Consider the following 25,284-nt stretch of genomic DNA (forward strand, 5'->3'; position numbering starts at 1 on the left):
ATCGATCTCCATGTCATATCGGTCTCCATTGTTGGGCGAAACGCGGCCAGTCCCGGGTGTATTGCGCGGGGCCGTCTCCCGGCCACAAGGACAGCGGGCGCCCGGTCAATCCCGCGCCGGCCAGCCCCGCGCCTGCCGCTCCTGCATCTGAGCAGAGCAATCCGATCTGCGCGATTCTGCGACGCCCGTGCTCCCGCTCCAGATGCAGCACCGCGTCGAAGGCGCCCTGCGCGAGCATGGCCGTCGCCTGCGGGGTAAGACCGGCGAGCAGACCGAGCGCCGTCAGCCGGGAGGGGACGCGTGCCACCCCGTCGGCGTGTAGGGTGGTCATGCCGCCGTGATGGCCGGAATTGTAGGCGCGCAGCAGATCGGCTATCTCCTCGCCGCGGCATTCGCCCAGCACCACGCGGTCGGGCCGCATGCGCAGCGTCGCCTTCACCAGTTCCGGCAGGCCGACCGCCCCGGCGCCCTCCACGTTCGCCTCGCGCGTGACCATCGAGACATGGTCGGCGAGCGGCAACGCGCCGAGTTCGCGCACCTCCTCCACGGTGACGATGCGCTCCTGCGGGTCGCATTCGGCGAGCAGCGCCTTGAGCAGTGTGGTCTTGCCGGCGCCGGTGCCGCCCGTGATGAGCACCGTGCCACGTCTCGCGACAAGACCGCGCAGCACCGGCATCCACTCCGCCGGGAACAGCCCTCGGCGGTGCAGTTCCGTCAGTGTGGCCGCTGTGCGGTCCGGCAGGCGGATCGATATCGCCGCGCCGTGGGGCACGATGGGCGCGATCACCGCATGCACGCGCACGCCGTCCTCGCTGGAGGCGTCGGCGATGGGGCGTGCGTCGTCGAGACGGCGGCCGAGCTGCGCGCACAACTGCACCGCGTAGTCGCGCACGACCCCGGGATCGCGGAACGGCATGCGCGGTTCCCGTTCACGCATGCCCTCGCCGAAATCCGCCCAGACGCGACCGTCGCAGGTCACTGCCACGTCGGTGACCTGCGGGTCCCGGACGATCACGTCGAGGGGTCCGAACGCGATGGAGGCTCCCGGCCTGTGCCGGGGCGACATGCGCCGCCGTTCGACAAGGGCCGTGCGGTTCATGCCGATCGCCGCCTTCCCCTGGTCGTGGGCTCCTCACCGGCGGCGGGACGGCGTCCGCCCGTCGCCCTGATCTCGTCGGCCAGGGCGCCGACGGCGCGGCGGTTGTGTTTGGGCACTGAGCGGATGCCGAGCCCCTCCAGCATGTCCGCGCACAACGAGGGCGTGACGCGCAACGGGCCGATCACGTCCTCGCCGAGATAGGCGATCGCCTCCGTCAGTGCCATGGACGACGCCGTACGGTGCCGAGGCGCTCCGCGTGGCTCGACACCGACGATGACGGGCGGCTCGCCTCCCACGCCCGCACCGTCGGTCGCGCCGTGCAGCCATTCGAGATGGGCTTTCGCCCGTGCCATGCCCAGCACGGTGAGGTCGACGACCATGACCTGCCGTGCCTTGGCGAACGGCGGCACGTGGGGTATGGCGCCGCCCCTGCCGGCATCCACCAATACGACGTCGTTGGCGTCGGCCAGCGCTTCCGCCGCCGCCTCCAACTCCCACCAATCGGGGCGTCCGCCACGCCATGGCGTGTGGGCGAGCACGTGGATGCCGTCCCATTGCGGCAGTTCATGGTTCAACGCCTCGCCCTCGATATGACCGAGCGGCGCGTCGAGGTCCTGCAGCGTCAGACCGGGCTCATGCTCGATGCCGAGGAGCACGTCGAGCCCGCCGCCGTCCAGGTCAGCGTCGAACAATGCGCACTCCATGTCGCGGCCGTGCAACGTCAAACCGGTGAGCGCCGTCAATGTGCTGGTGCCGATGCCGCCGCTGGGCGAGGTGAACACGACGACGGTGCCGTGTGGTTCCGCGCCGGCGGCGTCGTAGCGCACGCCGCCCGCACGTGTGGAGCCGGAGTATGGCGTCTGGGCGCGTGACGCCTCGGTCCGTCTGGGCATGGAACGGCGGTGGACGGGGCTGGAAATCGCGTGACTGCGCGTCTTCGGGCGCAACGGCGCCGGGGAACGGTGCGGCTTCGTACCGGTCACGGTCGCCGCGTCGCGAATCGTAGTCCGCGGCGGACCGTATGCGGATGATGATGCGCGCGGCGGGGAATCGGACTCGCCGTCGCCCGTGCGCATGACGTAGTAGCGGCGGGGCGGCGGCCGGTCCGCCGTCGTCGCGACGACGGGCGGAGGCGACGACTCCGGGCGTGCGGGGGCGGTCTGAGCCGCGGGGCGTGCGCCCGGAGGTGGTACCGGTAATGATGCTGTCACGTTCATGATTCGATTGAACAGCGCGGGGTGATTCGCGCACAAGCCGTACGGGCAATGTGGACGGAGCCCATCCGAATCGGCGTGTTGCGGAAGATTATCCACCGTTTTCGGCTGGTTATCCACATTTGGGTGCCATGCTCGTCCACAATTGAAAAGTCCCTTTGGGGAAGACTGTGGGGTGGGTAGGGATTCGCGATCCGTTGATGTCCGGGCGGGACGGAAGGAACGTCGGTGCGAGATCGGCACGGACATGAAGCGACGGGCGCGGGGGCGAACCCGGCGCCGGCCGGATATGAGGGCTCAGCGACACGCCGTCGTCCGGTCGAACCGCACAGAACAGCACGGATCGCCGTCGTGAAGCGAACATGAAAGGCCATCCGAGTTCGTTTCACGCCTCCGAACGATCAATTGCGAAAAGAAAGGAACAACTTCCTGATGCGGGTTGCGGGCCCGGGAACGCGCGCCTAGATTATGGAGTACAAGAACAACCGAACAGAGCAGAGCCCACAAAGTGTAATGGTCACGAGGACCGATACGTTGGACGGGCATTGGAAAGACTTACCGTTGCGACGATGATGTTGTGTTGAGATTCTGCTTTCCAGGTTGAGCTTGTAGAAAAGACCCGCTTCGGCGGGTCTTTTCGTATATAAACGGCCCGCTGTACGATGGGGAGGGGACAGGGAGGCAATCATGGCACTGACGCTGGAACACCAAACCGATTATCCGATGGCCGCGAAGGTCTATTTCACCCGTGACATCAGCCCGGCCGGCCTGATTCGCGTCTACGAGGCGCTGGGCGCCAGACCGCACGGCAAAGTGGCCGTCAAACTGAGCTCCGGGGAAGGCGGCAACACGCATTACCTCCAGCCCGCACTCATCAAGGACCTCGTCCAACGGTTCGACGGCACGATCGTCGAATGCAACACCGCCTATGCGGGCACGCGCGACACCTCCGAACACCATTGGAAGACGATCAGGGAGCACGGGTTCACGGACATCGCCCCCTGCGACATCCAGGACGAGGACGGCGAGATCGAGATTCCGGTCGAAGGCGGCCGGCGCATCACCGCCGACATCGTGGGGTCGCACTTCCCGAACTACGACTACTACGCCGTGCTCTCCCACTTCAAGGGGCACGTGATGGGCGGTTTCGGCGGCGCGCTGAAGAACATCTCGATCGGCATGGCCTCGTCGCGCGGCAAGAAGCGCCTGCACTCCGGCCAGGACGAGATCCTCACCCAGCCGTTCAGCGGCGACCAGGACGCCTTCCTCGAGGCGATGGCCGAAGCCGCGACCGCCGTGTTCAACGCGCTCAAGGGCGACATGCTCTTCATCAACGTGATGAACAACCTGTCTGTCGACTGTGATTGCGACGGGCACCCGAGCGCGCCCGTCATGGCGGACATCGGCATCTGTGCCTCGCTCGACCCGGTGGCCGTGGACCAGGCGTGCGTCGACATGGTCTACGTGTCCGAAGACGACAAGGAGCCGCTCATCGAACGCATCGAATCCCGCCACGGCATCCACATCATCGAACACGCCGTGGAGATGGGATTGGGGTCGCGCGAATACCGGCTCGTCGACCTCGACTCCCGCTGAGGGGAATCCGGCGGAAACGCGCGAAACAAACGAAACACGGCATAGGAAACAGAGCACAGGGAACAGAAGGAGCATCAATCATGTCCGTTTCATCCGCACAGGCCCGCATCGACATCCGCACACTGCCGTCGGCGAAGGTCCAGACCGTCGCGGCCGCGCTCGCCGTCGTCGCGGCCGTCGCGCTGCCGCAGATCTTCCATCTCGCTGGCGCCTCGCTCGGCCTCGGACCGATGCTGGGGCAGACGCTGCTGCCGATGCACCTTCCCGTGCTGCTGGTGGGTCTTCTGGCCGGGCCGTACGCCGGCGTCGCCACCGGAGCACTCGCACCGGTCATCAGCTTCGCGCTGACCGGCATGCCGATGGCGCCGATGGTCCCGTTCATGGTCATCGAACTCGCGTCCTACGGCTTGTCCGCCGGACTGCTGCGCGGCGTGCGGCTGCCGTCCGCACTGCCTTCGCCCCTCGGCTGGCTCGTCAGACTGTTCGGCGCGCAGATCGCCGGCAGACTGGTCGACGCGCTCGCCATCGCCGTGGCCGTCGCCTTCCTCGGCAACACGACCATGACCGTCGCGTCCGTGTGGGCCGCGGTCCTGACCGGCCTGCCGGGCCTCGTGCTGCAGTGGGTGGCCGTTCCCGCGATCATGTTCGCCGTGGACCGCAGGCGTTGACGCCATGACCTCCGATGTGGAGCGCGCGGCAGACGTGCTGCGGTCCGATCCCGCAATTGGTTGCGTGGCCTGCCGCGGCGGGGACGGGACCGGCGAATCCGATGAGATCCTCACCGGATTCGGACGTGGCGTACGGCCGCTGCTGCAATGGCTCGCGGACGGCCGCAGCCTCGTCGGGTATTCGGCCGCCGACCGCGTGGTCGGCAAAGGGGCCGCGCTGCTGTACGCGCGTCTCGGCGTCGTGGCCGTATACGCCGAAACGATGAGCGAGGCCGGACTGTCCACGCTTGGCGCGCAGGGCATCGCCGCCTCCTATGGCACCCTGGTGCCGGTGATTCTCAACCGTGCGCGGACCGGCGTCTGCCCGATCGAACGGTCCGTCGCCGCCATCGACGATCCCATCGCCGCCGAACCCGCCATCCGCGCAGCCGTCGCCGAACTCATGCGACGCTGACCGGCGCGACCACTTATCCACAATGATGTGGATGACACGCCCGGGATGTGGATAACCCGGGGGCTCTGACCACATTGCCCGGAACGCATTGTGCTCCGGGCTCCTTTCCATGCACAGTGGAGTGACCGATCGGTACCCGTAACCACCCAACAACCACAAATCGGCAGCTGCCACCTTGAAGGAAAGGAACTCCAATGGACACCGCCATCCCCGTCAACGGCGAAGGGCAGGCAGGCATCTTCATCCGCGCCAGAGAACGGGCCGAGCGTCTCCGTGAGACGTGCCGTGCCAGACTGTGCGTGATGGACGCCCGAATGCGCACCCTCTCCGCCGAACCCGAGGAAGGAGCCGCGACCGCGGAGTATGCGGTCGTGCTCGTCGCCGCCACGGGATTCGCCGCATTGCTCGTCGCCATACTGAAATCCGATGCCGTGCGCAAGATGCTGCTCGACATCGTCAAGAAGGCATTGATGATGGGAGGATGACATGATTGCATGGTGCCACCCCCAACAGCGGGCGCGCCGGCCGCCGCGGCAGACTGCGGCCGTCTCTTCCCCTCGCCTGCTCCCCGCCCTCTCCGGCGCAGGGCCTTCGGGCTCCGACGCCGGTGCCGTCACCGCGGAATTCGCCACGGTGCTGCCCGCCGTGGTGGTCATGGCGGTGCTGCTGCTGTCGCTCGCGCGCACGGTGATGGTGTCCATCGGATGTCAGGACGCGGCGTCCGCGACCGCGAGGGAACTGGTCGCCGCCGGCTCGGACGCCGGCCCTTCGGCCGCCGCGTCGGCGGTGGGCGAAGACGGCGTCACCGTCAGCATCGCCCGTGACGGCGAACTGGTCACCGTCACCGCTCGATGCCCGGTGATTCCCGACCCGATGGGCGTGCTGCCCACGAAGGTCGAGGCCCGGGCCGTGGGGGTGGTCACGTGAGAGCGCGTACCAGAACCCACGCGGGGCTGGACTCCGGCGCAGGGGCCGTCGTGGAGCCTCATGCGGAATCCCATGTGGAATCCCGCGCGCTGCTCCGTGGAGGACGGCAGGCGGATGAAGGTTCCGGCACGCTCGCCGGCGTGGCGCTCATCATGCTCGCAGCCGCGTTGATGTCGTCCGTCGCCGTCGCAGGCCGTCTGCTGACGGTCCGCGCGGCGGCGCGCTCCGCAGCGGATCTGGCCGCGTTGTCTGCGGCGGTGGCATTGCGCGACGGTGCCGCCGACCCGTGCATGGTCGCCGGAACGGTGGCCTCCGCACATGCCGGGAACCTTGCGTCCTGCACGGTGGGAGGCGAACTCGGCGGCGATGTGACGGTGAGCGTGGGCATCGACACGCGGGTTCCGTTCATGCCGCACATCGTCGTCGATGCACGCGCCGGGCCGGTGCCGTGCGCGCCGGCCGGCACGCCGTAGGCGATTGAACGGCTGCGGATGATGGCGGGACGACAGGCGAAGGCCCTCAAGGTGCGTCTTGTCGCGTCGCTCATGTCGTACCTTGTCGTGCCGTGTCGCGTCGCGCATGCCAGACCGTGTCGTGTCATACGGTTCTGGCGGTTTCGCCCATCGTGCGGTTATCGTGTGGGTATGACTGAGCAGAGCGAGGATTACGGCGTGGTCGCCATGGTCGGCAACCCCTTGTCCGACAAAGGGCGCGGAGCCAGGATCGGGAAGCGGGTGCATGCGTTGCTGTCCGAAGCGGGCGAACGGCACGGGTTCCGCGTCATCGACCTGACGGGAAACAGTTTCAACGATTCCCTGGCGAACGTCCGCAGACGTTCGGACGACTATGACCATCTCGTCGTGGTCGGCGGCGACGGCATGGTGGCCCTCGGCGCCAACGCCGTGGGATCCAGCGGCAAAACGCTCGGCATCGTCGCCACCGGTTCGGGCAACGACTTCGCTCGAGGGCTGAAACTGCCGGTCAATCGTATCGAAACCGCAGTGGAGGGCATCGTCGGCGCGATCGTGCGAGGCACGCACATCGACGTGGACATGGGCCATGTGACGGCGCTCGCCGGTGCCGTCGCCACCGACCCGACCATGGGCGAGGAACTGCCGGCCATGCCGGGGCAGACCGCGGGGGAGCCGGCGTTCGACCGCTACTATGCGGGCATGCTGTCGTGCGGACTCGACGCGAGCATCAACGACCGGGCCAACCATTCGCGGCTTCCGGGCGGCTCGCTGCGCTATTTCGCCGCCGTGCTGGCCGAGGTGACCCATCTCAGGCGGTACGGATACCACGTGAAGGCCACGTTGGCCGACGGTCGCATTGAGGAGTACGACCTCATCTCCCCGATGCTCACCGTGGCCAACTCGCGGCATATCGGCGGAGGCCTGGAGGTGTCACCCTACTCGCGGTTCGACGATGGTCTGCTCGATCTGGTGTGGATCGACCATATGCCGGGGCCTTTGGAGATCGCGGACGCGATTTCCAAAGGGTACAACGGCAAACTGCTCGGGTCGAGGGTGTTCGGCTGGAAGCGGGTGCGCGGCGTCGAGATCTCACGGGCCGGCGAAGGCGATGAGCCGCCGGTGCTCATGGCGGACGGCGAGTACATCGGGCGGTTGCCGGTCGCGGTGCGGTCGTGCGGTCGCGCGTTGCGCGTGCTGGCGCCTCCGGCGGTGGCGTGCCTCCAGGGGCGGGAGCACGGCGAGGAGCAGGTGCTCGCCATGCTGCGGCGTGACGGCCGTGACCCGGTGACCGGTTTGTTTGACGACGATCGTCGGTGACGGTGCGTTGGTGACGGTGTGTCGGTGACGGTGCGCGTGAGGAGCGCCGCCTGCGCCGCGGCCGAGATGCCTCACGAGGCTTGCGGATGGTGCGTCTGCGGGCGGAACCGTCTACGGATGGGGCGCCTGCGGGCGGGAACCAACACGGGACCTACAGAAAGGAGGTGATGTGCAGGGTCTGCGCGATGATGCTTCTCATGGTCGCGTCGGTCATGTCGGGGTGCGATCGCAGCAGCGAGATGAGGCCGACGATCAGCATGAAGAACGTCTCGTGCACGTTCGTGATCGGCAGTCCATGGTGAATCTCGAAATCGTGGACGGTGGCCCGCTCGAACCAGTCGGCGATGCGGTCGGCGATGCGGTCGATGAACCGGATGTACAGTTCGGCGTTGCCCTCATGGATCATACGTGCGGAGAACGGGCTTTCGTCGGCGATCAGCGCGCGGGTCAGGTGCACGATGTCGTCGAGCGCCTTGTCGATGTTGCCGGTCTCACGGGTGGAGTCCCACTCGGCGAGCTTGGCCAGGATCTCCTCGACCACGTCGTCGAGAACGGCGTCCGCCACCGCGTCCTTATCGGGAAAATAGTGGTAGAACAACGATCTGGTCATATGCACGCGCGCGGCGATGTCGCTCACGGTGATTTTGGAGAAGCCCTTCTCCATGCAGATCTCCCGTGCCGCGCGCACAATCGCGAGGCGTCGTGCGTCTCCTTTGCCGGTCATGGTTGACGTCGTGTCAATGCTCATATGTCCAGTGTATGCAGGGCGCGGCGGCGGACACGCGTGCGCGTGGGCCGCATGCCGTGCCGCGCGATGCCGGAACACGATGCCGGTCCGTGCATCGCACATCGCACGTCGTGCGCGTCAGCCTCCGACGTGACGTGCGCCGGTGGAAACCGCCTCGAGTGTGACGTGCGCCGGTTGGGATAGATTAGAGGGCAGTGTGGTCGGGCGGCTGGATTCGGCCGGATTGAAGGCTCCGACCGGCGCCGCTAGGAAAGAAAGTAGGAACAAGCGATGGCTTTGGCGTTGTACCGCCGTTATCGGCCCGACACCTTCGCGGGAGTGATCGGCCAGGACCAGGTGACGGTCCCGCTCATGCGCGCCCTCGACGAAGGCAAGCTCACGCACGCCTACCTGTTCTCCGGTCCGCGCGGCTGCGGCAAGACCAGTTCGGCGCGCATCCTTGCGCGGTGCGTGAACTGCGCGAAGGGACCCACCTCCCACCCGTGCGGCGAATGCGAATCCTGCAAGGACCTCGCCACCGGTGGCCCCGGTTCGATCGACGTGGTCGAGATCGACGCCGCCTCGCACAACGGAGTCGACGATGCTCGTGAACTGCGCGAACGTGCTGGATTCGCGCCGGCGCGCGACCGCTACAAGATCTTCATTCTCGATGAGGCGCACATGGTCACGCCGCAGGGCTTCAACGCCCTGCTCAAGATCGTCGAGGAACCGCCCGAGCATGTGATGTTCATCTTCGCCACCACAGAACCGGACAAGGTGATCGGCACGATCCGTTCGCGCACCCACCACTACCCGTTCCGGCTCGTGCCCGCCGAAGTGATGGGACCGTATCTGGAGAAGATCTGCGAACAGGAGCACATCAAGGCCGAGCCGGGCGTGCTCAAGCTCGCGATGCGCGCCGGCGGCGGTTCGGTGCGCGACACGTTGTCCGTGCTGGATCAGCTCATGGTCGGTTCGGTCGATGGCGTGATCACGCATGATGCGTCGGTCGCGCTGCTGGGTTTCACGCCGGAGGCGCTGATCGGCGAGGCGGTCGATGCGGTGATTGCTGCCGACGGCAAGGCGCTGTACGGCGTGATCCAGAAGGTCGTGGTCGGAGGGTTCGACCCGCGCCGGTTCGTCGAGGACCTGCTCGCCCGCGTACGTGACCTGCTCGTGCTCACGTTGGCCGGCGACCGCGCGGAGAACGTGCTGTCCGACACCGCCGAGGGCGAAGACATGGCCGATCTGCACCGTCAGGCGGCCGCGCTCGGACTGGGGCCGCTTACCGCGATCGCCGACATCATCAACACGACGCTCGGCCAGATGACCGGTGCGATCTCGCCGCGCATGCGCTTGGAACTGCTCGCCGCCCGTCTGCTCGCCGGCCGCGAGCACGGGTTCGCGACGGCGGCCGCCGGTGCGGCAGGCGTGAACGCCGGTGCGGGTGCGCCGGCACCCGGCGGCATGCCTGGTGCGGCGGCCTCCGGCGCGTCTTCGGCGGGTGCGCATGGCGGCTTCGCCGGTGCTTCGACTGGACCGCGTGGAGGCGGTTTCGCCGGTGCCACGATCGGGCCGCATGGTGGCGGCTTCGCCGGTGCGGCCCGTAACCAGCATCAGGAGACCGCGCGCCCGCAGGAACGTGGGGGAGCGGCCGCAGCCGCCACGGCTTCGTCGGCTTCGGATGTCTCGGCAACGCCCGCGTCCTCGGCGGCTCCGAATACCTCGGTGGCTCCGGCGACTGCGTCCGTCCAGTCTGCCGCGCCCGCCCAGTCCACAGCGTCTGTCCAGTCCGCGGCACCCGCGCAGTCTGCTGCCTCCGCACAACTCGACACCCGTACCCCCGATCAGAAGTGGGATGCGATGCTCGCCACGCTGCCTGATGACGTGCGCCGCTATGTGGCGCGCGATAAGGCGCGCATCAAGTTCGTCGCCACATACCCGAAGACCGGTCGCCCGCGAGTGTGGCTGCGTTTCGACACCGCGCTGAACAAGTACGCGTTCGCGCTTGCCGTGGCCTCCGAACCGGTGGATGGCACGAACAAGGTGGTCGCGATCGTGCGTGCCGAAGTGCGCAAGGCGTTCGGCGAACAAACCGATCTCGCACCCACGCCCAGCACGGACGACGGCCGTAAGACACCGCCGTTCAGCAAACTGCCGCCCAACGAACAGCAGAAGATCAAAGCACAGCTGCTGCAGGAGAACCTGCAGGCCGCCGCGGCGAAGAACCGGCCCGGCGACGCGGCCGGCACCGCGAGGGAACAGGAGGGGCAGTCGTCTGCACAGCACGGCGACGCACCGTCCTCCACGGACGACGACAGCCATCGAGCCCGAACGTCATTGTCGGCACTGCCGGACGACGACCCATGGGCGCAGCCAGCACCCCGCCCGCAGGCCACGGCGCCTGCGGACCACGGCACCGCCGAGCATCATCACAAGCATGTCGCCGTACCCGATCTGAGCGACGACACGGACCCGTGGGCGCAGCCGACGCCACCCCGCCCCGCACACCAGGGAACGACGCAACCGCAGTCGTCGCCGGACCCGTGGGCCGGCACGCAGCAGACGCAGAGCGCTGACGCGGCACCCGCCGTCCCCGCCGAGGCGCCGTCCCCGGCGCGGCCGCAAGCGTCGCCCGATCCGTGGAACCCGCAGACGCCGGCCGCCGGTCCGCGGAACGCGCCGGCCGCCGCCCCGCAACGTCCGCCCGTCGCGAACCGACCTGCGGAACCGGACGACCCGTGGCAGGACGTGCCGCCGCCCGACGAGCCCGACGATCCGTGGAACCCGGCTCCCCGCGTCGCAGGCATGCCGGACGCGGCGTCCACTGTGTCCGGCACGCCCGGCGCGGCCGGTACGTTCGGCGTGGCCGCCGCCGTGCAGCAACAGTCCGCACGTCCGACTGCGCCGCAGGTCTCCGCCGATGAGGACGAATACTCGATGGACGACGAATCGCTCGGCAGCGCCGTGGCGATGAGCCGTGACGAACTGCGCAGACTGTTCGAGGTGAAGAACGTCGAGACCTTCGCCGCCGACGACCCGCGCAACCCGCGCAACATGCACGCGGCACCGAAACACGACGAATAACCACGCCGAAACGACTACCACGGTTGACGAACCAACCGACGGAAGGGGACGAACCTTATGGCATTGGCGTACGACGGCGCGATCCAGCGCCTCATCGACGCATTCAACAAACTGCCCGGCATCGGGCCGAAAGGCGCGCAGCGCATCGCATTCCACCTGCTCAGCGCCGACGAGCAGGAGGCCGCCGACCTGGCCGACGCCATCACCGAAGTCAAAGCGAAGGTGCGGTTCTGCGACGTGTGCGGCAACGTGTGCGAGACGAGCCCCTGCCCGGTATGCGCCGACCCGCGCCGCGACCGCACCACGATCTGCGTGGTCGAAGAGCCGAAGGACGTGATGAGCATCGAACGCACGCGCGAATACCGCGGCCTCTACCATGTGCTCGGCGGCGCCATCAATCCGATGGCGAACGTGGGACCAAGCGACCTCAACATCGCGAAACTGCTCGAACGGCTCAAGACCGACGAAGTCAAGGAAATCATCCTCGCGCTCGACCCGAACATCGAAGGCGAGGCGACCACCACGTATCTGAGCCGTCTGCTCGGGCCGCTCGGACTCAAGGTGACCAGACTCGCCAGCGGCCTGCCGGTAGGCTCCGACCTCGAATATGCGGACGAGATCACGCTCGGACGTGCGCTCGCCGGCCGCCGCGAGGCCTGAGGCCTAGTCGGCGGCCGGCTTCTCTTCGGCGGAAGGCTACTCTTCGGCGGAAGGCTACTCTTCGGCGGAAGGCCGCCGGATCAGCGTGTCGTTCGCGGGCTGGCGTTCGGCGGGGCGGTCGTACGGCCAGAACGCGGCGTGGTGCATGATGCACATCGTGTTGCGCCTGCGTCACGGCAGCAGCGCCACCCAGCCCATGAACAGCACGGCGAGCCCCGTGCCGATGCCGATGTTGCGCGAGTCATGCACGTCGTTCGGCTCGGCGCCGGCACCGCGAATGCCGCGGAAGGTGATGCAAACATCAGCGGCAATGCCATCACGGTCATCTCGACCGACGATCAGCAGCTCTACACGCAGCCGGTCGATACGAACAACCTGCAGAGCAACCTATGCACGTTCAAGTATGTGGAGTTCGCCAAGTACGTGGCCAACGGTGCCGGTGGCGTGCAGTTGGAGGGCGTTGCCACCGCTGACGCCGTCAACGACGCTTTCACCGCCGTCGGATACGACGCGTCCAACACTACCTACAGGACCCAGCAGGACTGGCTGGGCAGCATTGCGTTAACCGCGCAACAGACCACGGAGTTCGTGAACGCGCTTAAGGATTCCGCGATTACCGACATCACTCCTACCGCCTCCAACGATGGCACGACCCTGACCTTCACCTTCACCGAGGGCGGCCTGTACCTGATTGTCTATCAGAGCGGTGAACTCACTATTGAGGACAACGCCACCCACAAGCTTGTGTGGGCGGCCAACAAGCCGTTCCTCGCCGGTACCGCCATCACGGGTGCCAATCCGAATGTGAACAATGCCACCGGTGTCCTCGGAACAAACATCGTTGATGCGAAGTCCACGGAGCAAGAGACGTTCAAGGCCGGTTCCGTCTCTTGGCAGAAGGCCGGCACGGACGGCGTTGCGTTGACCGTGCTGAATTCAAGGTGTACGAAGGCGACGTGAGCTCTCTTTCCGCCACGCAGCTGCCGCTGACCGGCGCCGCGGGCACCATCCTGTTCTCCGCCGTCGCCGTGCTCCTCGCCGCTGCCGGCGTGACCGTGTTCCTCAAGTCCCGTTCCACCAAGCGCTCCCTGCGTGCGTGAGTTGGATTGGTGACTGACAGCCGGTGATTCACACCGTGCATTGACTATAGGCTGGCCGGCCCGCAACGGGTCGGCCAGCCAAATTCGTCGTACAATGATTTATGAAACGTACTAAGGCATATGGGCAACGGCGCTTGATGGAATCAGGCCTTGACCACATACATCAGGGGGATTAAGACAAATATGAGCGCGGGTGATTTCACACCGTATGTGGAGAACATCGGTAATATCTTCGGCAGGAATAACAATTGGTTCGAAATACCGAGGTACCAGCGTGATTACTCGTGGACGAAGGAGGTGGTGGAGACTTTCTTTGATGACATCATCTCCCATATCGCCTGCCAGGAAGGACGTTTGATTCCGACATCCTATTTCCTCGGCACCATTCTCCTGCGGGGAGAATGGGATAAGTCGCATGTCCATTTTGACGTCGTCGATGGTCAGCAACGTTTGACGACCACATACCTGTTGCTGGGAGCGCTTGCACATCGTCTTAGTCAATTATCGGAAGCCAGCAAGAATAAGGATCCGGAGGTGAGTAGAAAATCTGCCAAACTTGCCGACATGATTGTCGAACAGAAGCTGAAGACGCAGGAGATCTACGAGTCCGATATCAAGAACACGCTTGTCCTGCAGACTGGCAATGAGCTGTTGGAGAAGCTGGTATTCGACGTGCCCTCGTCGCGCAGGTCATTGAAGGCGAATTGCGAGGCGGAGCAGTATCTTCTGGATGCCTATGACTATCTGTATGCGCATCTGGAGGAGAAACAGCTGGAAAAGAACCTTCCAGAGGGGGCGGAGTATCTTCAAAGGCTCAGCGTCGTCTATGAACAGATTATGACACCGAAGGTCATCATCATCTCGGTGACCTCGGAAGATCAGATCAATGAGATTTTCGAGGCCATCAATTCCAAGGGAAGCCATCTGAAATCCGTTGACCTCATCAAGAACTTCGTGTTCTCGCATCTCTCTCCACAGCCAAGGGACCGGGCAAAGGGACAATGGATTGCAATCAAAGACAATCTGACCAATAACAAGAAGTCACAGCGCGTTCGCACCCCTTGGGTTCCTCTGGAGGGATACTTCGATTTGTTTTGGAAGGTGACGCAGCCGAAAAGCGACCAAAAAACTCTGTACGATAAGTTCAAAGAGCGATATGAGAACGCATCCTCAGCTGAGCTTGAGCGATTCCTTGAATTGGCCGAGAGCTACTCACAGGTAGTGGCCGATATGCATGGTTTCACCGACTATCAGTCATTCTCCAAGACATACCGCATGGCAATTAGGAGGAACCTGTATGCGTCCGTTGATGTCCTGTTGTTCAAACAGTCATTCGCTCTGATTTCCGCTTTAATCTGGGCTTCCCGGCAAAAGGCCATCAGAGAGAGGGAGCTATGTCAGACATTGGATTTTCTGCTGGCGTTCAATATACTGCATACGCTAACCGACCGTTCGACTAACCGCTTGACGAATCTGTATTATTCATACGCGCGAAGGGTGTTCTTCGCAAGTACCAATGGCAAAACTGATGGTTCGGAAAGTGTGCGGGGCATCGTTAAAGAGATGCAGGCCGATTTCGCAGAAAAGCTCCCACAGTGGGATAGAAAGGCGCTGGATGAAGCGTATCTGAGGAAGGAGAAGGACTTCCAATACACCAACAAGCATAAAAGTAGGGTGCAGGACATGCGTAATGTGCGTGTTGGCGAGGTGCTGCGCATCCTGTTCGTGAAGAGTCTGAATGATTGGGGTGTCCCTGCGAATTTTGTGTGGAATGTGGAACACATTCTGCCTGATTCGCCAACATTGAATTCGTACACCCATCAGATGGGCAATCTGCTATGGCTGGAACGTCAGTTCAATAAAGAGAGCGGAATTGACGAAGTGCAGGATAAGGCCAGGCATTATCGCAACTCGCATAACGAGGTCGTACGGTCCTTGGTGGCGTCTGGATTCTTCGACAAGTTGGATAATGCCGATGAACAAGGACGTACCGAGCTCATCGAACATCGTACGAATGACATTATCTGGGCACTGTACCAGGTGGTCGATTCGCATCGCGATTCGCCGACTGACTGATTTGGCGGTTTGTCGGACGGCCCTACATGTGTGAAGCCCGGTGGCTGTTGTGCCGCTGGGCTTCACACATAGGAGGAGGGAGTAGAAGTTCCGAGGAATCGTCGCTTAAGTCATCGTCGCTGGACCGCGTTCATTTTGGTGGTTTCCCGGTGACATTGTTCGGGCTATCGCAAATGCGGAGCGCGCGCGAAGGTTCGCCGGTCGACTGGTATGTCATGGAAACGGAGGCATCTTACGAGTCGATGGCGTGTGTGGCGTCAGTCGTCCGGCAATCCCAGCGTCATGCGGATGTAGGCCGCGTGCTCTCGCAGATATTCCCGCAGATAGGGAATGGCGAAATCGACCTTCCCATAGCCTTTCTCCTCGATGACCTGTGCTTCAAGGAGCCGCATGCGGTAGATGCCAGCGTATTTCACATCCTTGCCCATGCGCTCGGCTATGACCGATGTCGAGGATGGGCCGTCGTCTTGGGCCATGGCTAGGAGATACGTCTTGTCGATGGGGGAGAGGCCGTCCAGTTCAGGGCCGTGGACGGTGTCGCCCAAACGGCTGAGCGCATCCGCCACGCCGAGTTCGGCATCTTCCACCGTCACCGCGACGGCATCACCTTTCATGTTCGCCGTGCGGCGTCTGGCTCTGTGCCAGATGTGGTATCCGACCAATTGAATCATGAACGGGTAGCCGGCGGTCGCGTGAGTCGCGATACGTAGCGGTTCTCCGACAAGCGGTATTCCCGTGGAGTCGAATGTGTCAGCCAGTGCCTGCGACACTGCGGTCAGAGGGACATCCCCCAACCGTTCCGGTTGCGCCCGGCGGAGAAAAGTCATGACATCGTCGTTGAGCCATTTCGAAGACATCGAAGGCAGTCCGGCGAATACGAATGCGATATTCCGGTCTTCGCTGGTCAGATGCTGCGATGCCGTGGCTATGGCGACCATGTCCGAACGTTCGGCCGCCTGTGCTTCGTCGATGGTCACCAGCAGTCCGCCACCATGTTTCTCTAATTCATCGAGACGCAGACCCATAGCTTCGCGCAGCGTCAGCGGCAGCTGCGTCTTCTCGTAGTGGATGCCGCCAAGGCTCCCTCCCACGTTCATTACGCTGACGGAGGGTTCGAACGAGAAGCTGAAGCTTCTCTGCTTCGGCCGCAGCCTGTCGAGCAGGCGTCGCGCCATGCCTGCCGATGCGGTTTCGCTGATGACTTGCCATCCTCGTTGTTCGGCCATCCGCTTGAATTCGGCCAGTATGACGGTTTTGCCGATGCCTCTCGCCCCCGTGACCCGCATCAGGCGGCCCGGAGCGCCGGAACCATTGTCTAACCCCTCTTCGAAATCCGCAAGCACCATATCCCTGCCGATGAGCACCGGCGGCACATGCCCTGCACTCGGTTTGAACGGGTTCATTTTGGCTACCATACGGCCATGATACCGCGAAATCTAAAACAATCTAAAAGTTTCTAAAACGGTTTCGGCGGGGGAGAGCCGCCCGAAGGCGTCTCTCCCCCGCCGTCTGCCGCGGCATGCTTGGCGGCCTATGCGGCCGTCGGGTGCAGCGAGGAGTACACCTGCGACACCCACGTCATGAACGGGTCGTCGCCGGTGAGCGGCGCGTAGCTCACATCGGTGTGCATCGCGTGTGTCTGCGGATCGATGATGATGCGCAGCTCGGTCGGCTCGTCCACATGGTATTTCGCGCAGACCGCACGATAGTCATCCATCAGGGAGCGTCCCATCTCGAAGAACTTGCCACGCGACTCCTGAGGCGTGTTCTTGAGCAGGTCACCGGATGCGGTGAGACCGTCGTCCACATGGAAGAAGCAATCCCACTTCGACTGTCCGTCAAGCACCATCGCATGCACGTACGCAGTGTGCACGCGGCCGCTCGCCAAAGCGTTCGGGCCGAACAACGACAACGCCAGATGCGCCATCTGCACCTGCAACTGTGCGGTCTCCTGGGCGAACGGGTCCGTGGCGCCGGCCGACACGTTCGAGGCGGGAGGAACCGTCGCGTTGCCGGGCGTCGGTGCCGGTGTGGTCGGTGCCGGTACGGCTGGTGCTGGAGCGGGTGCCGGTGCCGGAGCGGGTGCGGTGGGCGATGCGTTCGGGGTGGGTTGCGGCGTGGCGTATGGTGCCGGTGCAATCGGTGCGGAAGCTGTAGGCGCGGTCGGGTACGGTGCCTGTACACCCGGTGCCGCAGGATATGGCGTGGTCGGTGCGCCCGGTGCCGCAGGCGTCTGCGCCGCTGCCTGCTGCTCCTCTTCACGCGCCTTCTTCATGTTGTACAGCAGCTGGCACACCCACACGACGGCGAGCAGCACATCGAATCCAAGTCCCAGCACGATGCTGTCGTATGCGCTCGCCGTATAGAACGGCGCGGCGACGCCGATGATGATGCAGATCGGCAGCATCACCCACGTGCGCCGCAGCTTGCCTTTGTAGTTCATGTTCCAGTAAATGGGTGATTTGTCCTTCTTGCCCGCCATGGTGACCTCCTTGTCATTGCCGCCGAGCGGCGGCCGCCGTCCGGCTCGGGGATTCCGGCGTACCGCGCTGATGCCGAATCCCTATCGTGTTCTCCACTGTATGCCGGATTGCCGCGCGGCGAGGGACGTGGGCTATGTGCCACGCCATTGTTCATGTACTGTTCATATGCCGCGGGCGGCGTGCGTCTACTGTGCCGTCCGCCGTGCAGCGTGGGATGGGGGCGGTGCCCGCGTAAAGATGCAGAGACGACGAAAAACCCGGCTGTCGGGGCCGGGTCTTTCGAGAAGGAGAGAGGAAGAAGAAAGGTGTTCAGTTATGGTTATGAGACCGGAGGAAGGGAGCGGTCCCGCCGATTCGCGATTGCCTCGTCCAGCTGCAGTGTCCGGGGCTTTCGTTCGCCGGTGACTCCTATATAACCGCTCGAACCTCAACGCCACGATGCGAACCTCTGGGAAACCCGATGCGCTTACCTGAAAACACGCTGAACGAGTCGCGTCCGGAACACGCGGAGCACTCGGGCACCGGTACAGATGTATCGGTTTCTGTGTGGGATCCTATACTGAAGCCTATGGCTGAGGAACCTTGGAATGACGAGCCGCATGACGGCGGCAACGGCGGTCGCAACACCGACCGTGCCAACCGTGGCGGCGGGTACGTGCCGGGCGCGACCGGCACGCCGGTGAGGGACGCGCTGTTCGACCGTGTGCCCCCGCACGACGATGACGCGGAGATGGCCGTGCTCGGCGGCATGCTCATGAGCAAGGACGCCATCGGCGAGGTCTCGCAGATGATCGAGGTCACCGACTTCTACCAGCCGAAGCACCAGACCATCTACGAGGCCATCATCAACCTGTTCTCCGCGAGCCAGCCCGTCGACGCGGTGCTGGTCGCGAACGAGCTGCTCAAGAACGGCGACCTCGACAAGGTGGGCGGCGTCGACTACCTCCATTCGCTCGTGGCCGCCGTACCCACCGCCGCGAACGCCACCTACTACGCGGAGATCGTGCACCAGCGCGCGATCCTGCGCAACGTGATCGCCGCCGGCACGAAGATCGCGCAGCTCGGCTACTCCGCCGAAGGCTCCCAGGCCGAGGACGTCGTCAATCTCGCGCAGGCCGAAGTGTACGAGATGAGCGTGGGCAAGGTGCGTCAGGATTATTCCGCCATCTACCCGGTGGTGTCCGACGCGCTCGACCAGATCAACAAGCTCCAGCAGGGCCTCATCAACAAGGGCGTGCCCACCGGATTCCGCGACATCGACGATCTGACGCAAGGCCTGCAGCCCGGCCAGATGGTCGTCGTCGCAGGCCGACCGGCCATGGGCAAGTCCACGCTCGGCATCGACTTCGCGCGCGCCGCCTCCCTGCACCACAACATGACCACCATCGTGTTCAGCTTGGAGATGAGCAAGGTGGAGCTCGCGCAGCGCATCATCTCCGCCGAGACGAACATTCCGCTCGGCGCCCTGCGCCGCGCCGACGAGATCACGCCGGAACGCTGGAACACGCTCAACGGTTTCTGGACCAGACTCGAGAACGCGCCCCTGTTCATCGACGACAGCCCGAACATGAGCCTCATGGAGATCCGCGCGAAATGCCGCCGCCTCAAGCAGACCAACGATCTCAAGCTCGTCGTCATCGACTACCTGCAGCTCATGACCTCCGGCAAGCAGGTCGAAAGCCGCCAGCAGGAGGTCTCCGAGTTCTCCCGCGCCCTGAAGCTCCTCGCCAAGGAGCTCGAAGTGCCGGTCGTGGCGCTGTCCCAGCTCAACCGTGGCCCGGAAATGCGCAACGACAAGAAACCGCAGCTCTCCGACCTGCGTGAATCCGGCTCGATCGAGCAGGACGCCGACGTGGTGTTCCTCGTGCACAGGCCGGACTTCTACGATAAGGAGGACCGTCCGGGCGAGGCCGACATCATCATGGCCAAACACCGTAACGGTCCGACCGAAACCTTCCACCTGGCGTTCCTCGGCGCCACGTCCAAATTCAAGGACATGCCGCAGGACTACAACAGCAATCAGGGGGTGTGACCATGGCATGGAATTCGTTCGCCACGCCGGCCATCGGCAAGGCCGTGCGCTGGGCGTCTCGCGCGCTGCATCACGGCGGCTCCGCACTGCCCGGCAGAGTCATCGAAACCATCGACCCGCGGTTCCTCGCACGCACGCTCGGCACGTTGCCGCTCGGCGTCGTGCTCGTCTCCGGCACCAACGGCAAGACCACCACCACCCGCATGGTGGCCTCCATGCTCGCCGACCTCGGACTGAAGGTGTTCACCAATCCGACGGGCTCGAACTTCACGCGCGGCGTCGCCTCCGCGCTGCTCGAACAGGTGAGCATGACCGGCCGCCTCGACGCGGACATCGCCGTGCTCGAACTCGACGAAGCGTACGCCGTGCATTTCGTGCGGCAGGTCAAACCCCGCTACGCGCTGCTGCTCAACGTGATGCGCGACCAGCTCGACCGGTTCGGTGAAATCGACAACACGGCCCGGCTGCTCGGCCACGTCGCCGAAGCCACGACCGGAACCGTCGTGCTCAACCGGGAGGATCCGCGCATCGCCGGCCTCGCCGCACTCACGCCGCAACACACGCAGGTGCGCTACTTCGGCCTGTCCGACGACCTGAAACGTTTCTTCCCCTCGGACGACGACATGGCCACCACCGTCAGCGTCGAATCGGAAGAATCAGGGAACGACGGTACGGGCGCCGCATCCCTCCCGGCGGAAAACCCGGGCGACGGTCGTGATCCCAACGCAATCGAGCTGCCCGCCGACGTCACACTCACCGCAGTCGGCGACCACAAGGCCACGTTCCGCATCGACGGCGGCGACCACGCCACCGACGTCAGGCTCGAAGGCGTGTACAACCTGTACAATGCGGCCGCCGCGCTCGCCGTCGTCCGTGCCGTCGTCGCGGACGCGCCGCACGACGCGGCCCGCGACGCCGCCGCGACCACCGGCGGCGAGACAGCCGTGCGCGGGCAATCCACGTCGAATGGCAAGAAAGCAAGCGACGGGTTCCGCGCGCGGTTGGAACGGTTCGCGCAATCCGACACGGATGCGCTCGTACGCGCCGCCTCACGCGTGACGCCCGCGTTCGGACGCGGCGAGGTCATCGACGTGCTCGGCTCGCCCACCGAACTGCTGCTCGTCAAGAATCCGATGGGATTCCGGCTCTCCCTCGCGAGCTTCCCGCCCGACGACGCCGACACGATGATCGTCATCAACGACGAGTATGCGGACGGACGCGACATGAGCTGGCTGTGGGACGTGGACTTCACGTCGCTGCGCGCCGGCGGCGTCGCGATGGTGTCGGGCGTGCGCGCATGGGACATGGCGCTGCGATTGAACTACGATCAGGTGCCGGTCGACAAGACCGACACCGACATCGAATCGGCGCTCAACCTGTTCGTGCACACGAACCAGGGCAGACGCAAACACATCTACTGCACGTATACTGCGATGCTCACCGTGCGCGCCGCGCTCGCACGCATCGCCGACGTCGCCGACGCCGGCGTAGGCAAGTGACCGGGCGCGACAGGACGAAGGACGATACCCATGGGCAAGACGATCGACGTGATGTCCCTCTACCCGAAGGACATGAACATCTACGGTGACTCCGGCAACGTGCTCACCGTGACGCGCAGGCTCGCGCTGTACGGGTACGAGCCGCGCGTCACCGCATACAATCAGGGCGACGCATGGCCTGCACACGTGGACATGATCCTCGGCGGCGGCGGGCAGGACACCGGCCAGAAGAAGATCATCGACGACTTCTTCCGCCGCGCCGACCTGCTGCGCACGCTCGCCGCGGACGGCGTGCCGATGCTGATGATCTGCGGCATGTACCAGCTGTTCGGCGAATACTTCGAAACCGTCGACGGTACGAAACTCGACGGCATCGGCGTGATCCAGGCGCATACGGTGGGACGCGACGTGCGCATGATCGGCAACCTCGTCGAACACTCCGACGAGTTCGGCGACATCATCGGCTACGAGAACCATTCCGGCCAGACGTTCCTGCGCGCCGGCGTGGAGCCGCTCGGGCACGTCGACCAGGACGGGCGCGGCAACAACGGCGAGGACCACACCGAAGGCGCGCGCATGAACAATGTGATCGGCACCTACATGCACGGTTCGCTCCTGCCGAAGAACCCCGCCATCGCCGATTACCTCATCCGTGTGGCCGCCGAACGGCGTTACGGCGAATTCGGCACCGCCGACCAGACCGCCGACCAGCGTGAGGAGCTCGCGCGCATCGACGCCATCGCCGACAAGGCACGCGCCGTCGCCGCCGCACGGCCGAGATGAGACGGGCGGCGCGCGAATCTAGGGCCGAGGCGACCGGCGCGTGCAGCCAGGCCGGAGCGGGGCCTGCAAAGACGGAACGCGCCCGACATGCCGCTGGGCGGGCCGGGAATTCAGGGAAAACTCCGGGTGTCGCCCAATAACCGGACTCCATGTAGGGGAGTACGCTAGACGGTACGAGCGTGTGGCAGCAAGCCGCACGCAACCTTCACGAAGGAGGGGCAGCAATGGCTGACTTCGATTTGGGCGACGGCCTGCGCAAGGTCGTTCTGGCGGGCATCGGCGCCCTCGCCACCGGATACGAAAAGGGAAGCGAACTCGTCGACGATCTCGTCAAGAAAGGCGAACTGACCGTCGAGCAGGGCAAGAGCCTCAACACCGAGCTCAAGCGCAAGGTGGGTGAGTCGCTCGTCAACGATGCCGCCAAGGACGACGCGAAGCGCGCAGCCAAGGCGGAAGGCGCCGAGGCTCCCGCCGCCGAAGCGGAAGGCGCGGACAAGCCGTCCGAGGCCTGACCGCCACGGCGGACGGTAGTACCACGTGCGAGACATGACGGACACGACGACGGAAGACAAGACGAAGAAGCCGGCCCGGCCTGAGGAAGGCGGGGCCGGTTCGTCGTCTGCGAATCACACCACCGGGCAATCCGCCGCAGCCGGACGATCCGCACCATCGGCCGACTCGGTTCGCGCGACCTCGGAGCAATACCCGGACGAGCATGGCCGGGCATCATACGTGTACCCGGTAGGCGCGTACCCGGCGTACGCGGAGACGATCGGACTGTTCGGGGCACGACGTGACGATTTCGCCGCCCGATACCATCTGACGCGACGCAGCAAAGCGAAACGTCTCGCGCAGATCGTGGGCATCGTCAACCGATTCGACGCGCTCAAAGGCCTGACGCCCGTCAAAATGCGGCTCATGTTCGAGGCGCTCGGCCCCACATTCGTCAAAGTCGGGCAGATCCTGTCGATGCGTTCCGAAATGCTGCCGCAGAGCTTCTGCGACGAACTCGCCAAACTGCGCGCCGACGCCGACCCCATGCCCTATGAGGTGGTGGTCGATACGCTCGCCACCGAATACAACAGGTCCGTGGACGAAGTGTTCGCGCATATCGACCCCAAGCCGCTGGGCTCCGCCTCGCTCGCCCAGGTGCACCGCGCCACACTCGTCACCGGCGAGGACGTGGCCGTCAAAGTACAGCGCCCCGGCGTGCGCGAAACCATGGCGCAGGACGTATCCATCATGCGGTCCATCGCCAAAGGCGCCACCAGGATGTTCCGCAATTCGCAGATCGTCGACCTCAAAGGCGTCGTCGAAGAGCTGTGGGACACGTTCCAATCCGAAACGGATTTCCTCGTCGAAGCGCGCAACCTCGCCGAATTCAAACGGTTCGCCGCGCCATTCAAATACATGGACTGCCCCACGCCCTACCCGGAGCTGTGCACCGAACACGTGGTTGTCATGGAATACGTGGAAGGCATATCCGTGTCGCATCCGAAGGAGCTCGTCGCCGCCGGATACGACCTCAACGACATCGGCACCAAACTCGTCGACAACTATTCCACGCAGATCCTCGACGCCGGTTTCTTCCACGCGGATCCGCACCCGGGCAACATCATCATCCGCGGCGGGCAGATCGTGCTCATCGACCTCGGCATGACCGGCCGGCTCGATGCGAAGACCCGCACCGTGATGAAGGACATGATCTTCGCCGTCGCCAAACAGGATTCGCCCCAGCTGGCCGACGGCCTACTGCGCTTCGCCGGCGGCGAGGCCGACCCCGCCGACTACCCTTCGCTGCTCGCCGACCTCGACATGATCGTCAAGGAGTACGGCAACGTCGACCTGGCCGATCTCGACATCGCCGCGTTCCTCACGGCGCTCACCCAACTGGCCACGCGTCACGGCATCGAAGTGCCGAGCACCGTCACCACCGTGGGGCGCGCGCTCGTCACATTGGAGGGATTGCTCGACGAGTTCATCCCCGATGTGAACATGATCGAGATCATCTCCAAGCACATCGCCACCTCGCAGAGCCCGGACCAAATGGTCAAGGATGAGCTGAAATCGTTGGGAATCGAAGGGCATGAGGCGTTGCACAGCGCGCTCGGCGCGATGAGCGAGCTCAACGTGGCCGCGCGCATGCTCACCCGAGGCCAGCTGCGCATGAACATGGAGCTCGTCGGCTCGCAGGAGCCGTTCCAACTGTTGAGCGACATGGTGAACAGGCTTACGATGGCGATGATCGTGGTCGGATTGTTCATCGGCTCGTCCATCGTCTACTACGCGGGTATGAAGCCGATCATCTTCGGCATTCCGATCGTCGGATTCATGGGGTACGTCACCGCGTTCGTGCTCGGCGTGTGGATCGTCATCGACATCTACCTGAAGGGCCGCAAGGCGAAGAAGCGGTAGGCGCGGGCGCGGCGACGATGTCGTCTTCGTCTCACATGAGCGACGGCAACGCGCCGATGGCCCAAAGCGGCACATTGATCACCCATCCTTCATCGCGGTAACCGGCGAGGCTGGTGCGGACCGACTTGGGGATGCCGTACTTCTCAACCGCCACATGCAGGCTTTTCGCGCGCAGATTGGTCTTTGCCTTGACTTCGATGGGAGTCACCTGGCTGCCGACGGTCGTGACGAAGTCCACTTCGGCTGTGCCTCGGGCGCTGGGGTTCGCCCAGTAGAACGGGTCCAATCCATGCCCGACAAGTTGCTGGCACACATATTGTTCGGTGAGCGATCCCTTGAATTCGGTGAACATCCGATCTTCGTGTGCGATTACGGACGAATCCAGATCCGATAGGGCGCCGAGAAGGCCCGTGTCCACCAGATAGACTTTGAACGTGTCGAGTTGTGCATAACCGGACAGCGGCTTGCGAATGGCGGAAAGGCGCGGGACCTTTGTGATGATGCCGTAGTCGCGCAACCATTGCAGACATTCCTCGAACTCGCGGGCGCGGGCGCCGGTGCGGATGAGTCCATACATGAACTTTCGATTCTCCCGTGCAAGCTGAGCCGGAATCGAGTTCCAAGTCAGGCGAAGGCGCTCGAGTAGCCTGATTGGCGCGTGCTTCGAAAAATCG

At 64.4% G+C, this 25,284-nt stretch carries 22 protein-coding genes and 1 pseudogene; 17 read left to right on the forward strand and 6 right to left on the reverse strand.

The window, feature by feature from the left end; genetic code table 11:
- Window positions 1-13 precede the first annotated feature (13 nt).
- Window positions 14-1,066, reverse strand: a complete 1,053-nt coding sequence (locus tag BFAL_RS09200; protein WP_055428102.1) for a TadA family conjugal transfer-associated ATPase — start codon at window positions 1,064-1,066, stop codon at window positions 14-16.
- 29 nt (window positions 1,067-1,095) lie between these two features.
- Window positions 1,096-2,310: a hypothetical protein gene (locus BFAL_RS11655; protein ID WP_236691727.1), complete on the reverse strand. Its 1,215-nt coding sequence runs from the start codon at window positions 2,308-2,310 to the stop codon at window positions 1,096-1,098.
- 690 nt (window positions 2,311-3,000) lie between these two features.
- On the opposite strand from BFAL_RS11655, the gene BFAL_RS09210 reads away from it, so the two are divergent.
- The 7 genes from BFAL_RS09210 to BFAL_RS09240 all read left to right on the forward strand — a co-directional run bounded on the left by BFAL_RS09210 (window position 3,001) and on the right by BFAL_RS09240 (window position 7,748).
- Window positions 3,001-3,909, forward strand: a complete 909-nt coding sequence (locus BFAL_RS09210; protein WP_152973617.1) for a DUF362 domain-containing protein — start codon at window positions 3,001-3,003, stop codon at window positions 3,907-3,909.
- Between the two features lie 80 nt (window positions 3,910-3,989).
- On the forward strand, window positions 3,990-4,577 hold the full coding sequence (locus BFAL_RS09215) for an ECF transporter S component (protein WP_055428082.1): 588 nt from the start codon (window positions 3,990-3,992) through the stop codon (window positions 4,575-4,577).
- 4 nt (window positions 4,578-4,581) lie between these two features.
- On the forward strand, window positions 4,582-5,031 hold the full coding sequence (locus tag BFAL_RS09220; RefSeq protein ID WP_055428083.1) for a DUF1893 domain-containing protein: 450 nt from the start codon (window positions 4,582-4,584) through the stop codon (window positions 5,029-5,031).
- Between the two features lie 194 nt (window positions 5,032-5,225).
- A complete protein-coding gene (locus tag BFAL_RS09225; RefSeq protein WP_055428084.1) occupies window positions 5,226-5,516 on the forward strand; it encodes a DUF4244 domain-containing protein in 291 nt (96 codons plus the stop codon).
- A 1-nt stretch (window position 5,517) separates the two neighbouring features.
- Complete coding sequence (locus tag BFAL_RS09230; protein ID WP_082440499.1) at window positions 5,518-5,958, forward strand: TadE family protein; 441 nt, start codon at window positions 5,518-5,520, stop codon at window positions 5,956-5,958.
- A gap of 50 nt (window positions 5,959-6,008) precedes the next feature.
- Window positions 6,009-6,431, forward strand: coding sequence for an Rv3654c family TadE-like protein (locus BFAL_RS09235; RefSeq protein ID WP_236691728.1), 423 nt, complete (start codon window positions 6,009-6,011; stop codon window positions 6,429-6,431).
- Window positions 6,432-6,596: 165 nt separating this feature from the next.
- Window positions 6,597-7,748, forward strand: a complete 1,152-nt coding sequence (locus BFAL_RS09240; protein WP_174514773.1) for a diacylglycerol/lipid kinase family protein — start codon at window positions 6,597-6,599, stop codon at window positions 7,746-7,748.
- Between the two features lie 151 nt (window positions 7,749-7,899).
- Here BFAL_RS09240 and BFAL_RS09245 read toward each other — a convergent pair whose 3' ends face one another.
- Window positions 7,900-8,472 carry a TetR/AcrR family transcriptional regulator gene (locus BFAL_RS09245; protein WP_306345430.1) on the reverse strand — a complete coding sequence of 191 codons (573 nt, stop codon included), beginning with the start codon at window positions 8,470-8,472 and terminating at the stop codon, window positions 7,900-7,902.
- Between the two features lie 294 nt (window positions 8,473-8,766).
- Between BFAL_RS09245 and BFAL_RS09250 the strand changes: the two genes are divergently transcribed.
- The 5 genes and pseudogenes from BFAL_RS09250 to BFAL_RS09265 all read left to right on the forward strand — a co-directional run bounded on the left by BFAL_RS09250 (window position 8,767) and on the right by BFAL_RS09265 (window position 15,398).
- Window positions 8,767-11,562: a DNA polymerase III subunit gamma and tau gene (locus BFAL_RS09250; protein ID WP_055428088.1), complete on the forward strand. Its 2,796-nt coding sequence runs from the start codon at window positions 8,767-8,769 to the stop codon at window positions 11,560-11,562.
- Between the two features lie 57 nt (window positions 11,563-11,619).
- Complete coding sequence (gene recR, locus BFAL_RS09255; RefSeq protein WP_055428089.1) at window positions 11,620-12,222, forward strand: recombination mediator RecR; 603 nt, start codon at window positions 11,620-11,622, stop codon at window positions 12,220-12,222.
- A 138-nt stretch (window positions 12,223-12,360) separates the two neighbouring features.
- Entirely contained in the window at window positions 12,361-13,182 is an 822-nt protein-coding gene (locus BFAL_RS11115) for a hypothetical protein (RefSeq protein WP_160319052.1), read from the forward strand.
- A gap of 8 nt (window positions 13,183-13,190) precedes the next feature.
- Window positions 13,191-13,322: pseudogene (locus BFAL_RS11660) on the forward strand (LPXTG cell wall anchor domain-containing protein); the annotation flags it as partial.
- Window positions 13,323-13,505: 183 nt separating this feature from the next.
- On the forward strand, window positions 13,506-15,398 hold the full coding sequence (locus BFAL_RS09265; RefSeq protein ID WP_152973619.1) for a DUF262 domain-containing protein: 1,893 nt from the start codon (window positions 13,506-13,508) through the stop codon (window positions 15,396-15,398).
- A gap of 257 nt (window positions 15,399-15,655) precedes the next feature.
- Here BFAL_RS09265 and BFAL_RS09270 read toward each other — a convergent pair whose 3' ends face one another.
- Both BFAL_RS09270 and BFAL_RS11395 read right to left on the reverse strand, forming a co-directional pair.
- Complete coding sequence (locus BFAL_RS09270; RefSeq protein ID WP_236691729.1) at window positions 15,656-16,801, reverse strand: ATP-binding protein; 1,146 nt, start codon at window positions 16,799-16,801, stop codon at window positions 15,656-15,658.
- A 128-nt stretch (window positions 16,802-16,929) separates the two neighbouring features.
- On the reverse strand, window positions 16,930-17,880 hold the full coding sequence (locus BFAL_RS11395) for a hypothetical protein (RefSeq protein ID WP_055428093.1): 951 nt from the start codon (window positions 17,878-17,880) through the stop codon (window positions 16,930-16,932).
- Between the two features lie 569 nt (window positions 17,881-18,449).
- Between BFAL_RS11395 and dnaB the strand changes: the two genes are divergently transcribed.
- The 5 genes from dnaB (at window position 18,450) to BFAL_RS09300 (ending at window position 24,610) form a co-directional block, all read left to right on the forward strand.
- The gene (gene dnaB, locus BFAL_RS09280; RefSeq protein WP_370696074.1) at window positions 18,450-19,913 is read left to right on the forward strand and encodes a replicative DNA helicase; all 1,464 of its coding nucleotides are present in this window, start codon (window positions 18,450-18,452) and stop codon (window positions 19,911-19,913) included.
- A gap of 2 nt (window positions 19,914-19,915) precedes the next feature.
- The gene (locus BFAL_RS09285) at window positions 19,916-21,412 is read left to right on the forward strand and encodes a Mur ligase family protein (protein WP_055428107.1); all 1,497 of its coding nucleotides are present in this window, start codon (window positions 19,916-19,918) and stop codon (window positions 21,410-21,412) included.
- A gap of 30 nt (window positions 21,413-21,442) precedes the next feature.
- Entirely contained in the window at window positions 21,443-22,195 is a 753-nt protein-coding gene (locus BFAL_RS09290; protein WP_055428094.1) for a type 1 glutamine amidotransferase, read from the forward strand.
- Window positions 22,196-22,419: 224 nt separating this feature from the next.
- On the forward strand, window positions 22,420-22,707 hold the full coding sequence (locus tag BFAL_RS09295) for a phasin family protein (protein WP_055428095.1): 288 nt from the start codon (window positions 22,420-22,422) through the stop codon (window positions 22,705-22,707).
- Between the two features lie 34 nt (window positions 22,708-22,741).
- Complete coding sequence (locus tag BFAL_RS09300; RefSeq protein ID WP_236691730.1) at window positions 22,742-24,610, forward strand: ABC1 kinase family protein; 1,869 nt, start codon at window positions 22,742-22,744, stop codon at window positions 24,608-24,610.
- Window positions 24,611-24,641: 31 nt separating this feature from the next.
- Here BFAL_RS09300 and BFAL_RS09305 read toward each other — a convergent pair.
- Window positions 24,642-25,284: ATP-binding protein (locus tag BFAL_RS09305; protein WP_152973620.1), on the reverse strand; the 643-nt coding region annotated here is incomplete at its 5' end.

This window comes from Bifidobacterium aesculapii, assembly GCF_001417815.1.
GTDB lineage: Bacteria > Actinomycetota > Actinomycetes > Actinomycetales > Bifidobacteriaceae > Bifidobacterium > Bifidobacterium aesculapii.